This is a genomic window from Kitasatospora sp. NPDC023120 (genome assembly GCF_055560835.1).
In genome coordinates, this window is sequence record NZ_JBVHHY010000062.1 from 1 (window position 1) to 12,107 (window position 12,107).

A 12,107-nucleotide genomic window follows, 5' to 3' on the forward strand; every position below is an offset into this window, starting at 1 on the left:
TGAGGGAGTGCCAGCCCGAGCGGCCGTAGCACCACCACACCGGCCCGAGCGGCCCGTGCTCGGCCAGCAGCTGAAGGGTGGTCGCGACGATGGGCTAGCGGATCGCGTTGGCCGCGGTCTGCGCGCTGGCCGCGGCGATGCCCCGCACGGTGCTCGGCGAACCGCAGCGCGAGCTGCCCGCCCTGGCCGCCACGATGGACGCCACCGTGACGGCCGGCCGGGCCGCCTGCCCTGACCCGGCGGCTCTGCCCCCGGCGCCCTGAAGGGTCAGTGGAGACCCGCGAGCCGGCCTTGAGGCCGTCGAGCGCGCGCCGCCTGGTCCTGTTCCGAAAACCTGACCGGCGCCGGGAACGACGTGAGGGTGCCCGCCTGTGGCGGGCACCCTCACCCTGTGGTCAGGAAGTGCTCTGTTGCGGGGCTTGGCCGTGGATGGCCTCGGGGAGGCCGACGGCGATCACAGCGTTCTGGCCTTCTCGCCAGACCTGCAGCGAATCACCGGACTTTTTCACCGGAACCGCTTCGCCCACCCCTTCTATTTGGACTGCCATTGCCTTTTCGGAACAGCCGATGGTCGCGAACTGAAAGGGCTGCAGCCGGGAGGACGCCACAGTGTATTTCCCGTCGAGCACTATTCCGGGGAATTCCTGATGGTTGTCCGAGGAGCCGTGGCCGGCAGGCCGCGACGCCCCGACGGTCGGAGCTGTCGCGGTCGGCTCGGTCAGTGAGGCCGGAAGGAGCGTCACCTGGCACACGCTGTCCTTCACCGAGAGGATCACGTCGGTGTCCGCGACTCCGGCGATGCCCAGGATCTTGGCGGTCCCCTTGGAGGCCGGGGCGTCGATGCTGCGCTGGATCGCCGCGCCGGCGGATGTGGCGACGAGGCCGTCCAGTGCCCAGGGCCCGTCTCCGCCGTGGGGCTGGGTGTCCTGGCTGGTGCATGCGGTCGCGATACCGGCTGTGAGGAGGAGTGCCGCGCTCGTGAGCCCGGCCGGGTCCCCTTCTCAAACCGCTCCCAGCCCGAGCCGTAAACGGCCCGCAGTCCCTTCTTCGACCTCCACGGCCAAGGCCACCAGACCAGCAGGCACCACCAAAGCGCCGAGTCCTCCGGCTCCGGCTGCCACAACGCCATCGCCCTCTCCCTGTACCTATAGCACCGACCGCACCGCCATCCTGACCCGCGGCAGCACCGGCCCCGCCGTCCGCCAGGCCCAATGCCTCCTCAACACCGCCCTCGGCCAGCACCTCGCCCTCGACGCGGACGTCGGAACCGCCACCGACCAAGCCGTCCGCCAACTCCAGACCTGCGCCCGCATCACCATCGACGGCAAGATCGGCCCCGCCACCTGGCAGGCCCTCACCACCCCTCCCCCCCACCTGCCGCACCACGTAACCCCCCGAACGCGACCGGCCTCCCCTCGCAGCGCCCAAGGCCCACCGCCGCCATGACACCGACATCACCGAACGGCGCGACGGCAACGGACGACGGAACAGGGCGCTGGGAGCGCCGAGACCCGCTGGACGGAACCTGCTGGCGGCACTCGGCATCAAGGAGGACCCGGAGCTGGCCACCGCGCGGGCAGAGGTCGCGGCCAAGCCCAAGGTCGCGCGTGCCGACCGGTTCGCCCGGGGCCTGGCGGCGCTGTCGGCGGAGCTTCGTTGGCCGGGTCGACTGGGCGCAGCTGCCGGTGGAGGCGGAGCTGGCCCTGCTCGGCCAGCTCACGGCCGCCTGCACCGCAGCTGACGACCTCGCCCAGGCGGTGGAGGAGGCGTTCCCTCAGCACCCGGACGCTGAGATCATCCTCAGCTTCCCGGGCCTCGGCGACCAGCTCGGCGCCCGGGTGCTGGCCGAGATCGGAGACGACCGCAGCCACTTCGCCGACGCCCGCGGCCTGAAGGCATACGCCGGCGCCTCACCCGTCACCCGCGCCTGCGGCAAGAAGTCGAGCATCACCCGTCGGTGGGTGAAGAACGACCGGCTCAACCACGCCGGCTACCCGTGGGCCTTCGCCGCGCTGACCAACTCGCCCGGAGCCATGGCCCACTACCGACGACGCCGCGACGACGCCGGCGACTGGCACGCCGCCGCCCAGCGCAACCTGTTCAACCGCATGCTCGGCCAGCTCTACCACTGCCTCAAGAACCGCCGCCTGTTCGACGAACACATCGCCTTTCCGGCCGCACAGGAGCCCGTTGCGGCTGTGGCATAGACCGTTGGGCGAGCCGGTGCCCGACCTCACCCAGCGGAGTGAACGGCCCCGGCTTCCCTGTCTGTCACAGGGCAGCGGCACACTGCGCGCATGAGCGATACCTCGAACACCGCCCGCACTGGACTCGAACTGGCCTGGGTCGGGTCCATGGGCGGTCCGCTGATCGTCGTCCCGGCGCCCGCACTGCACAACTGGAGCGGCTGCACCCAGGACGGCGTGATCTTCGGCGACACCGACCAGCCGGACGACTACGACCGGGCCTGCGCGGTCGCAGACTACGCCGGGGTAATCAGCCTGCGCGGCACCGAGTCCGCCACCGCTCTCGTGCTGGGCGACACGCCCGATGACACCTGCTACCTGCCCGAACACCGGGCCTTCATGAGGTGGCTCGCAGCCGACTCCGACATCGAGCTGCTCGCGGCCGCCGAGGTCGTACTGAACGACCCGGCGACCCCGTGGGAGGAGTGCGGCGTCTGGGAGACCGACGGCCCCGCAGTCCTCATGGACTCGGCCGAGGCCAGCAAGGACCTCGGCGTGCCCTACCCGGACGGCAGAGGTCAGCCGGACGAAGCCCCGGTCCCAGTGACCGCAGGACGCTGGAGAGTCCGCGCGTTCCACAAGTGGGCCGGCGACGGCGCCTGGGTCGGCGTGGTCCAACTCCTTCCGGAAGCCACACTCGATAGCAACCCTTGACCCGGGCATTCGAACACCGAGCCTCCCGCGCGCCCAGGCTTGACGTCTTGGCACCGTGAGGTGTCTGGGGGTTTGTCAGGCACGTGAGTCACGGGCGGCCGGATGCAGGGGCGCAGCTGCGAATCGGTGCCGCCTGTTGGAGACGGTGGGGCGGGGGATTCCTAGTTCACGGGCCATCGCCGAGAGGTGATCCCTTGCCGGGCGTTGAAATAGGCGGCGATGTCGGTGTGGCCGAGCGCCTGGGCGGCCTCGTCCATGCGGCGCCGGGCGGCGGCGCGCTTGCCCTGGCCGCCCCGGCGGCGGGCTTCGCGGACAAGGGGGCGCCGGGCGGTCTCCTGGCTGCTGTGGATGGCGGTGGTGGGGGTTCCGCCCGGTCGGCCCTCGGCCATCGCCGCGCGGATGTCCGGGCGGGTGGCGTAGCGGTTGCGGCCCTGTTCGCGGGCGCACTCGGCCAGGTCCCGGCCGCGCAGGCCAAGTTTGCGGGGCAGTTGGTGGGTTTCGCGGTACTCGGCGCTGGTCATGCGGTGGGCGGAGGCTAGGTGCGGGGCCAGCAGCCGATGCCAGCTCCCGCACTCCAGGCACTCCAGCCGGCCGTCCTCTTCCGGCTGGACGCCGGTCACGCGTCCCCCTTCGGAGCCGCGTTCGCCTTCTTCACCAGCTTGTTGACAGTGGACTGGTCGAGGTCGAGGAGGCGGCCAGCCTCCGACTGGTTGCCAGCGAAGGCGGCGACCTCGGCGACGGCGATGGCACGCGCGAGGGCCAGGCGGTTGGTCTCCTTTGCGACTAGGCTTCCGCAGCGCGGCGTTGATGGTCGCTTAGGGCCTGCTTCCACTGAAAGAAGGCTGCCTGTCCTCGGCGTCCCGGCGTCCTGTGAACCAGTTTGGCTTCGAAGGCGCCGGGTGCGTGGTCGCGCCGGGCCTGGTCCTGACAGCACTTCACGTCGTGAAGCCCGCAGGGTCCGGCCAGGCGTTTGAGCGCTGCACGGTCAGACTCATCGGCGGACGCGGGCGCGCGGCGGCCGAGGTGGCCTGGCACTTGGACGACGTCGCGCTGCTGCGGTTTCGGCCGGCTGACCTTCCGCGCGAATTCGCTCCGGTTCGGTGGGGCGAACTCGTGTGCATCAGCCCGTCGCGGCAGGCGCGCTGCGTCGCCGTCGGTCTTCCCGACGCGGCCAAGCGCGATGGTGACCGGCGCGAACCCGAGGCCGTGGAAGGGCACATCAACGCGGTCGACACGGGCGGCAACTTCTACAGCCTCCAAGCCGACAGCGTGGTCCCGTCCGGTGAATCCGCATCCGGCACCTCTCCGTGGGCCGGAATGTCCGGTGCCGGGGTGTTTCACGAGGACCTGCTCATCGCCACGGTGCAGCAGGCCCTGCCCGGGCGGGCCGCCCGCCTGGAGGCTGTCCCCGTTCGTCGCCTCCTGGACGACCGCGAGTTCTGCGACATCGTGGAACGAGCGTCCGGCACGCGCCCGCAACTGGGAACCCGCCGACCTCCACACCCTCTTCGACAGTGCCCCTCAGCCCGTCGCCGCCGCTTCCTACCTCCTGGCCGCACGCTCCGAGACCGTCGAGTTCACCGGCCTGGACACGGAACTGCAACTCCTGCGCGCCTGGTGCCACAGCCCGCAGGCTGTCGACGTCGCCGTCGTACGCGGCTCCGGAGGAGTCGGCAAGACACGCCTGGCCGTAGAACTGGCCAGGCGCCTGGCCGATCGCAGGCCGCAAGCCGAGTCGACCCCCGACGCCACGAACTTCGCGTGGTCAGCAGGATTCCTCGACCCGAAGACCGCCCCCGACCAGACCTACCAGATGCTGCGCCACCTGATCCGTCCTGCCCTGATCATCGTCGACTACGCCGAGTACCACCTTGGCCAGGTCAGGGCGCTGCTGGAAGCCCTGGTGAACCACCGTGCCCCGGCACACCGTATTCGCGTCCTCCTGGTCGCTCGCTCCACCCACGAGTGGTGGCCCAAGCTGCGGGCCCGGCACCCCGCGATGGTCAGCGGCACCGAGATAGTACTCGCCCCGGACAACCTGCTGCGCCAGGTGGACGCGCAGGAACTGCGCGAGCGTGCGCGGATCTCGTTCACCCGGCGCATTGCCGCCCTGCAATGGTCAGGGGTACCCCACGACTGGGACGCCGAGGAGTTCCTCGACCGGGTCGCCGACCATGCGCCCCCGCACGAGGGCCAAACCGAGGACGATCCGGCCACCGTCCTGTCGCTGCAGATCGAAAGCCTTGCCAGCGTTCTGGTCGACAAGCCGATCGACGGCGACCTCGACCCGCATGAAGTTCTGCTGTACCACGAGGAGAGGTACTGGGACCGGGCCTCGGCCGCGCTGTTCCCGCAGCCCCTCGACCCGGAATACCGAAAGGCACTGATCGCCGTGCAGCGCCTTGCCAGCGCAGCAGATCAGAAGGAAGCCGACGCTGCGATCCGCGCGGCATGGGCCGCCCACTACGGCGACGTTCCCACCGCACCGCCATTGACATCGGACATGGTGCGGGCCCAGCGCCGGTTCCTTTAAGCCGTGTACCCGCCAACGGGGCACGCCTACTGGGGCGGGATCGGCCCCGACGCGCTGACCGCCAAACTCGTCAACGACGTGGAGGCGAACAGCGGCGGCGAGCCTGAGAGCGGGACGTTCCTCGCCCGGACCCTGTCCAGCCCGCTTCTGTCGCCGTCCCAGCGCCGCCACTGCCTGGCCATCGTGGGCCGCGGCTTCGTCGGCCATCCCGCCCTGGCCGTTGCAGCCGCCCAAGCGGTGGCCGCCAACCCGAACGCGCTGTACGCCGAGGCCCAGGACCTCCTGGGAAAGCTGCCTGAAGCGACGCGCGACATCTGGCGCACTGCCCTGGTCGATGCGCAGCAGCGACACGATGCGACCGTGCCCGCCCAAGCCGAGACGGCCGTTGGCACCTGGTCGCAGGAGCCCGGACCGTCCCCCGCAGAGCCTGCGGGCCTCCCGCCCCCCGCCCCGTGGTCACCGCACCCCTGCAGCTTCCCGACAGCTTTCCCCTTGAACTACCACTCCCGCCGCCAGTATCGCCGCCGACCGGGTCGGGAGCGGCCTACCGTCCCCAGGCCGTCCCAAAACCCCTTCCTCAGGATCCGATCGCGGCCGCACCACCGCGCGCGTACCCCACCTGCGCCCCCAAGCGCACGGTGCCGGTTGCCATCCGCGACTACTTGGGCCTCGACGCTCACGGCATGAGGCGCGTGCTGCCGGCCTTCGTGTTTCTCGTAGCCCTCTTCTTCTTCTTCACGGTCCTCTGGCACACCAGATGAGCCTGACTCGCGGTAGAGCTCGGCGACGGTGGTTGCGTGCAAACCTCGCCCCGGCGCGGCCCCGCGAGCCGGTGCCCGTCGCCAACGTCTTCCTCGCCCTGGTCGCCGCCCACGGCTGGACCCTCGGCGGTGGGCGGCAGGGTGGCCGCGACGACCCGTTTGCCGGCCCCGGCCCGGGCCGCAGCGGTCAGCAGCGAGGGGGACGTACGTGAGCGAGCAGGACCTGGACGCTGGCAGCCCGGTCTTCGAAGTGCTCCACCATCTGCGTGCCTCACTGGGGCGTGTATAGCCTCGTAAGTACCTTGCAGCATAGGCGAATTGATGCGCAAACGTTCGAAGCACCCGCTGCCCACCCTCGGGCAGTTCCTGATGGCGCCCCTCATGATGCGCCGCATGTCCGTCTGGATGCTCGACCACGACCTGACCTTCGACGAGGCCCGGGACTGGGAGGCGGCGCGCCAGCTGCTGCGCGTGCACCTCGCCGACACCTACGGGCCGAAATGGCACCGGAGCGCCCCGGCCGAGCTCCGGGTGCTAGCCAGCCGGGCGGTGGATTTCGACCCGAGCCTTCTGCCGTACGGGATCAAGGGGATCTACCACCCCGAGACTTTCACGGCAGTGCGCAACCGTCGGCCCCGGCCGTAGACCCGGCCGCACGCTTCCACTCGGCATCGGCGGTGCGCGGGGGCCATTCGGTGTCTTCGCAACTGGCGCTGGAGGACTGACGGCAGGGTCTGGTTCGGGGACCCGGTCGCCCGCCTGCTCGACAAGAACCCCAACGACCGCCCCAAGACGCCCATACCACCCTCAACGAGATCGGCGAGCGCTACTACGGCCGCCACGTGCCCCGGCGCGGCAAGGACCTCAACACCGACGTCACGCTCAGCCCGGAGGAAGCCCGGCACGGCGCCACCGTGCCGCGGAATTCGAACCGAGTCCCGAGGAGTAGGCGGAGATGCTCCCCACCAGGAGGACGGCGGTGGCGTGCGAGATGCGGAGCCGCGGTGGCATCGGACTGCTTCCCTCCCGGGAGAGGGGTGGCGGGCGCCCTAGCGGCGCCCGCCACCCGGCTGGACGTCAGACGATCGAGACCCGGGAGACGTAGGCGTTGTTGAGGCTCAGGCTGCCGCCCGCGTAGAGGTTGTAGTCGGTACCGTTCGCCGTGATGATGCCGTTGTTCCACTGCGAGGTCACCGAGTACACACCGGCGACCCCGGGGTACGTCGTGCCGACGCTCCCCGCGTAGCAGAGCTGCCAGTAGCCGCTGTTGTCGTGTATCCAGAGCTCGATGCCGTACGCCTCCGCGCCGCCGCCCGGGCACTGCACGCTTCCGATCGCGCTGGCTGGCGAGGCCGCCAGGACGCTGCCGCCGATGAGGGTCGCGGCCGCCAGCGCCACGGCACCGGTTCGTGTGATCTTGCGACGAGCCATCTGCTTTTCTCCTCGTGTCGGACCGTTGTGGCAACCGGCTGACGGGCCGGCTCGACACCATCCTTGTGTCAGCGGCAGCCCGCCACCATGACGTTGACCGGACGTTGGGCGGACACTTGCGTCGTGGGGGCCTCACGCCCTGGGAGTCGCGATCCTGGACACAGGGGGGTGTCGATGGACTTCGAGTACGACTGCTGGTACTGCGGGGAGACGAACGCCGTTTACGGCGAGCCGAAAGGGTTCCTCACCATCCGCTACGAGCTGCCCTTGCAGTGGAACTGCTACTGGTGCGACTCGGTCAACATCACCCCTGCCGACTGAGCGCTCGGAGCCGTCCCCCTGCCGCTGAGCAGAGTCGGCCGGCGCGGGTAGCGTGGGCGGCCGCGGGATGTTGATCGACGGGGAGGGGTAGGCCGTGCGGTTTCCCAGCAGGGAGCAGCTGGCGGTCCTGAGCGGGGCCGAGTTCGAGGCGCTCGCCTCGTTGCACTTCGCGATGACCGAGGTGCGGCACGAGTGGGGCACCTCCAGGGCGGCCCTGGACCGGCTGTTCGCGTTGTCCGATCACGCCGAGCACCTCGATGACGGTGCCCGGTTCACCTTCCGGTCGCGGGCGCTGGACGAAGTGCGCCGTGCCTCCTCGGGGGAACCTCACTTCGGGTCGATGCGGGCTCGTATGGTGGTGGGGCGGCCGAAGCCAGTTGCGATGGCTTCGGCCGCCCCACGCGGTGTTCTGCTCGTGTCACTGCCCCACCCGGGTCAGGCGAGCCTGCCGCGCAGCCACCAGGCGCTGAAGCCAACCAGGCCGGCGGTGAGCGCAAGGAAGATCGCTGTCTCGGACCACTGGAAAGCCCAGTAACGGTCGGCGGGCTGGTAGGAGACCGTAACGTGCAGGTCGGCGTTGGCAAGGCAGGCGTCGTGAGCGGCCGCGTCCGAGACCGTCGCACAGGGCTGGGTCGCCATGGTGAGCGCTTGACCGGACGAGGTCCTGACCGGTTCGGCCCTGGAAAGGACCCAGGCGCCGGGTACGTTCAGATCCGCCACGAACGGGGCAGCGGGTGTTCGGTTCGTGAACCCGATGAGCGACGCGGACTTCATCGCCTCGGAGGTGAGCGCCACGTCCCCGCGGACGGGCGACTCCAGGTGCGGCCGAACCGCCAGCGGCACAAGGATCTGGACGGCGGCGAAGACCGCCAGCGTGGCCGCCATCGCGGGCACGCTGCGCCGGATCAGCAGGCCGACACACGTTCCGAGGGCCACCGCGAAAGCGGCGTAGCTGAGCGGGACGACGCCTCGGGCGCTAAAGAGCAGCGGGGTAAAGCGGTTGTTGTTGATCCGGTCGAGCGGGCTCGCGAACCAGGACACCAGCAGGCTGAGCAGTCCGGTGGTGACCGCGGCGGCCAGGCCGATGAACAGGAGCTTGACCGCGAGCCAGCGGGTGCGGGTGATGCTCTGGTTCCAGATCAGCCGGTGCGTGCCTGTCTCCAGCTCGCGGGCGATCAGCGGCGCGCCCCAGAAGGCCCCGATCAGGCCCGGTACCAGGAGTACCAGGCCGGTGCCGAGGTAGTACGGGAAGCGGTACTGGGTGGTCAGCTGGGACACCGGCGAGCAGCCGCCGTTCGGGCAGCCGGCCAGGGCAGTGTTGTAGGCGTCGTGCAGTTGGAAGCCGCTGATCAGCAGGTATGCCGTGACAGCGGACAGGGCGGCCACGGCCACCAGCAACTGGGTACGGAATTGGCGCCAGGTCAGCCAGGTCATCGCTGTGTCTCCAGCACGGGTCGGTGGTCGGCGCCGGCGGCGCCGGCCCGGGTCATGTAGGACAGGACGAGGTCCTCCAGGGCGAGCGGCTCCATCACCCAGGACGGATCGTCGACAGCCGCGTCGGCGCGCACGACGAAGGTGCTCTGCCGGTCGGTGTGGTCGGCCTGGACGACCTGCATGCCCGCGGGCAGCGAGTCGGCCTCGCGGCGGGCTGTGGTGAGCCGGAAGTGGGTGGCCAGCAGGTCGTCGATCTCGCCGACGGCCTGGACCCGGGAGGCGGCCAGGACGATCAGGTGGTCACAGACCCGCTCCAGATCCGAGACGAGGTGCGAGGAGAGCACGACGGTCGCCTCGGTCTCGGCCACGAACTCCATCAGGCTCTGCAGGAACCCGCGCCGGGCCAGGGGGTCAAGCGCCGCGACGGGCTCGTCGAGCAGCAACAGGTCCGGGTGCTTGGCTACGGCGAGCGTCAGCGCCAGTTGAGCCCGCTGCCCGCCGGAGAGCCGGCCGGCCCGCTGCGCGGGGTCCAGGCCCAGCTGCTGGATCCGGCGCTCGGCCAGAGCGGCGTCCCAGCGGGGGTTGAGCTTGGCGCCCAGGCGCAGATGGTCTGCGATCGACAGGGCGGCGTAGGTGGGTGTGTCCTGGGCTACGAAGCCGATCCTGGTCAACTGCGCGGTGGTGGACGCGGGGCGTTCGCCGAGGACTTCGATGCTGCCGGAGGTCGGGGTGAGCATGCCGCAGGCCAGCTGCAGCAGGGTCGACTTGCCCGCGCCGTTCGGGCCGACCAGCCCGACGACTCGCCCGGCCGGCACGCTCAGCGTGCAGTCGGACAGCGCCTGACGTCGGCCATAGCGTTTGCCAAGCCCTCTTGCTTCGATGATCGCGGTCATTTCTCCTCTTCGGTGGGGCTGCGAAAGGTGTTGAGGAACAGGGCTTCGATGCTCTCCTCGTCCAGTCCGGCGCCACGGGCCTTGGCGAGCCATCGCTGCAGCTCCTGACGCAGCGGCTCGTGTTCGGATCGCGGCGTGTCGCCGAGCGTGCCGGTGACGAATGTGCCGACCCCGGGCTTGGGGGAGACCAGGCCCTCGTTCTCCAGTTGCCGGTAAGCCTTGAGCACGGTGTTGGGGTTGATCGCGACCTTGGCCGCGACGTCCTTGACCTTCGGCAGCCGATCCCCTTCGGACAGCAGACCCAGCCGCAGGGCCTGGCGTACCTGGTGGACCAACTGCATGTAAGGCGCGACACCGGACCGGGCCTCGATGTGAAACTCGATCACCGTAACCTCATTTATCTAGCTTCCTAGCACTATAGAACTGACGAACTGAGGGCCTGTCAAGCGGCATGATCGAGAGCCCTGGTGGGTGCACGGGCGCCATGCGGCGGAGAGCCGCCTCCGCCACGTCCAGCTACTCCCGCAAACGACCCTTTCCGAGAGGAAGATCGAAAAGGGTCGCCGGGGGCGGCCCCGCCGCCCGATCCGTTCTCGGAACTCGTTCTCACGCGATCGGCGCCAGACCTCTGTTCTGGGAATTATTTGTGAGAGGATTCCGAGCGTGACGGCCCCTCAGAACACCGCCACGCCTGCCCGCGCTGCCTGGCCCAGCCCGGCTCGCCCTGCCGATCCCGCTCCGGCGCCGTGGCCGGGATCTACCACACCGGCCGCTTCAAGAAGGTCCCCCGGCTCGCCAAGCTGCTGCGGGTGCCGACCCCGGCCGGCCGCAGCCCCGGCCAGCCCTGGCGGCCCGGCAACCCACCGCCCGCCGCCCCCGCAGCGGACACCCCGAGTGCGGACATCCGCATCGGGTACGCGCGGTGCTCGCACCTCACCCAGGAACTGCAGTCACAGCTGGACGCGCTCAGCGCGCACGGCATCCCCCGCGACAAGATCTTCTCTGAGAAGATCAGCAGCCGCATCCGCGTCCGCCCCCAATTCGAGGCAGCTCTCGCCCTGGCCCGCGAGATCAAGGCCCACGCCCCGCACTGCCGCGTGCTGTTCACCGTCTACGAGATGAAGTGGCTTGGACGCGACGCCGCTGAGCTCACCGCGCTGGCCGACCACCTCACCGCTCACGGCCTGGTCCTGGAGATGCTCGCTGGCCCGCTGCCCGGCATCTACGACCCCTCCGGCCCAGGGCGCATGCTCTTCGGCTTCTTCGCCGCCATAGCTGAGACCGAGCGGGAGAGTATCCGCGAAGCCACGCTCGAAGGACTCGACGCCGCCGCCCGCAAAGGCAAGCACGGCGGCCGGCCGCCGGTCATCACCGACGACATGCTGCACACCGTGCTCCGCCGCCGGGCAAACGGCGAGTCCGTCGAGCAGATCCGCCCGGACCTGATCATCCCCACCGGCAAGCGCAAGGGCCAGAACCCGGGCCTGGCCAGCATCTACCGGGCGCTCGCCGAACACGAGAAGCGCCAGACATACCCCGAAGCCGTCGCCCAGGCCCACGCCGACTTCGCCGCCCTCCAAACCGAAGAGATCCCCCACCCTCGCCCGGCCCGCGTGCTCCAGCCTGTCACCCGCGAACAGCGCGACCGACTACAGGCCCAAGAGCGCCCGTGAACTGGCGTGTCACCACTCCAAGATCACGTCATGGCCCCTTTTGCACGCACCTTGGCTGGACCCCGAGAGGTCCGCGGGTTCATGGAAACTGAAGGGTTCTCAGCCGGAACCCGAGGATGGACTGTCTGGTTTTCGTGGGATCGGCCTTCGGGTTCAGGCGA

13 protein-coding genes and 3 pseudogenes are annotated in these 12,107 nt (G+C 70.0%); 10 read left to right on the forward strand and 6 right to left on the reverse strand.

Translation table 11 applies throughout. The features are described from left to right. Positions 1–107 precede the first annotated feature (107 nt). Positions 108–263, forward strand: a complete 156-nt coding sequence (locus ACZ3TI_RS40025) for a hypothetical protein (RefSeq protein ID WP_465735386.1) — start codon at positions 108–110, stop codon at positions 261–263. A 132-nt stretch (positions 264–395) separates the two neighbouring features. Here the strand turns inward: ACZ3TI_RS40025 and ACZ3TI_RS40030 are convergent, their stop codons facing one another. Continuing rightward, positions 396–776: a hypothetical protein gene (locus ACZ3TI_RS40030; protein WP_465735388.1), complete on the reverse strand. Its 381-nt coding sequence runs from the start codon at positions 774–776 to the stop codon at positions 396–398. Between the two features lie 64 nt (positions 777–840). Here ACZ3TI_RS40030 and ACZ3TI_RS40035 point away from each other — a divergent pair, with 64 nt between their 5' ends. The 3 genes and pseudogenes from ACZ3TI_RS40035 to ACZ3TI_RS40045 all read left to right on the forward strand — a co-directional run bounded on the left by ACZ3TI_RS40035 (position 841) and on the right by ACZ3TI_RS40045 (position 2,900). Continuing rightward, on the forward strand, positions 841–1,446 hold the full coding sequence (locus ACZ3TI_RS40035; protein ID WP_465735390.1) for a peptidoglycan-binding domain-containing protein: 606 nt from the start codon (positions 841–843) through the stop codon (positions 1,444–1,446). 251 nt (positions 1,447–1,697) lie between these two features. After that, positions 1,698–2,207 (forward strand): annotated as a pseudogene (locus ACZ3TI_RS40040) (transposase); the annotation flags it as partial. Between the two features lie 90 nt (positions 2,208–2,297). Next, positions 2,298–2,900, forward strand: a complete 603-nt coding sequence (locus tag ACZ3TI_RS40045) for an Imm21 family immunity protein (protein ID WP_465735392.1) — start codon at positions 2,298–2,300, stop codon at positions 2,898–2,900. Between the two features lie 161 nt (positions 2,901–3,061). On the opposite strand, the gene ACZ3TI_RS40050 is transcribed toward ACZ3TI_RS40045, so the two are convergent. After that, positions 3,062–3,520 (reverse strand): MucR family transcriptional regulator, encoded by a 459-nt coding sequence (locus tag ACZ3TI_RS40050; RefSeq protein ID WP_465735394.1) that lies wholly within the window; start codon positions 3,518–3,520, stop codon positions 3,062–3,064. A 322-nt stretch (positions 3,521–3,842) separates the two neighbouring features. On the opposite strand from ACZ3TI_RS40050, the pseudogene ACZ3TI_RS40055 reads away from it, so the two are divergent. The 3 genes and pseudogenes from ACZ3TI_RS40055 to ACZ3TI_RS40065 all read left to right on the forward strand — a co-directional run. Continuing rightward, positions 3,843–4,187: pseudogene (locus tag ACZ3TI_RS40055) on the forward strand (serine protease family protein); the annotation flags it as partial. 37 nt (positions 4,188–4,224) lie between these two features. Further along, the gene (locus tag ACZ3TI_RS40060; RefSeq protein WP_465735396.1) at positions 4,225–5,433 is read left to right on the forward strand and encodes a hypothetical protein; all 1,209 of its coding nucleotides are present in this window, start codon (positions 4,225–4,227) and stop codon (positions 5,431–5,433) included. Between the two features lie 1,082 nt (positions 5,434–6,515). Beyond that, positions 6,516–6,839, forward strand: coding sequence for a hypothetical protein (locus ACZ3TI_RS40065; RefSeq protein WP_465735398.1), 324 nt, complete (start codon positions 6,516–6,518; stop codon positions 6,837–6,839). Between the two features lie 432 nt (positions 6,840–7,271). Here the strand turns inward: ACZ3TI_RS40065 and ACZ3TI_RS40070 are convergent, their stop codons facing one another. Further along, positions 7,272–7,625 (reverse strand): hypothetical protein, encoded by a 354-nt coding sequence (locus tag ACZ3TI_RS40070; RefSeq protein ID WP_465735400.1) that lies wholly within the window; start codon positions 7,623–7,625, stop codon positions 7,272–7,274. A gap of 174 nt (positions 7,626–7,799) precedes the next feature. Here ACZ3TI_RS40070 and ACZ3TI_RS40075 point away from each other — a divergent pair, with 174 nt between their 5' ends. After that, positions 7,800–7,946 (forward strand): hypothetical protein, encoded by a 147-nt coding sequence (locus ACZ3TI_RS40075; protein WP_465735402.1) that lies wholly within the window; start codon positions 7,800–7,802, stop codon positions 7,944–7,946. 435 nt (positions 7,947–8,381) lie between these two features. On the opposite strand, the gene ACZ3TI_RS40080 is transcribed toward ACZ3TI_RS40075, so the two are convergent. The 3 genes from ACZ3TI_RS40080 to ACZ3TI_RS40090 are packed head-to-tail and all read right to left on the reverse strand — an operon-like array spanning position 8,382 to position 10,659. After that, positions 8,382–9,380, reverse strand: a complete 999-nt coding sequence (locus ACZ3TI_RS40080; RefSeq protein WP_465735404.1) for an ABC transporter permease — start codon at positions 9,378–9,380, stop codon at positions 8,382–8,384. Then, positions 9,377–10,273: an ABC transporter ATP-binding protein gene (locus tag ACZ3TI_RS40085; protein WP_465735406.1), complete on the reverse strand. Its 897-nt coding sequence runs from the start codon at positions 10,271–10,273 to the stop codon at positions 9,377–9,379. The genes ACZ3TI_RS40080 and ACZ3TI_RS40085 overlap by 4 nt, the downstream gene beginning before the upstream one ends. Continuing rightward, positions 10,270–10,659 carry a GntR family transcriptional regulator gene (locus ACZ3TI_RS40090; protein WP_465735408.1) on the reverse strand — a complete coding sequence of 130 codons (390 nt, stop codon included), beginning with the start codon at positions 10,657–10,659 and terminating at the stop codon, positions 10,270–10,272. The genes ACZ3TI_RS40085 and ACZ3TI_RS40090 overlap by 4 nt, the downstream gene beginning before the upstream one ends. A gap of 306 nt (positions 10,660–10,965) precedes the next feature. Between ACZ3TI_RS40090 and ACZ3TI_RS40095 the strand changes: the two are divergent. Then, positions 10,966–11,082: pseudogene (locus ACZ3TI_RS40095) on the forward strand (zinc finger domain-containing protein); the annotation flags it as partial. Then, a complete protein-coding gene (locus ACZ3TI_RS40100; RefSeq protein WP_465735410.1) occupies positions 11,083–11,946 on the forward strand; it encodes a recombinase family protein in 864 nt (287 codons plus the stop codon). It begins immediately after the preceding pseudogene. Positions 11,947–12,107 lie beyond the last annotated feature (161 nt).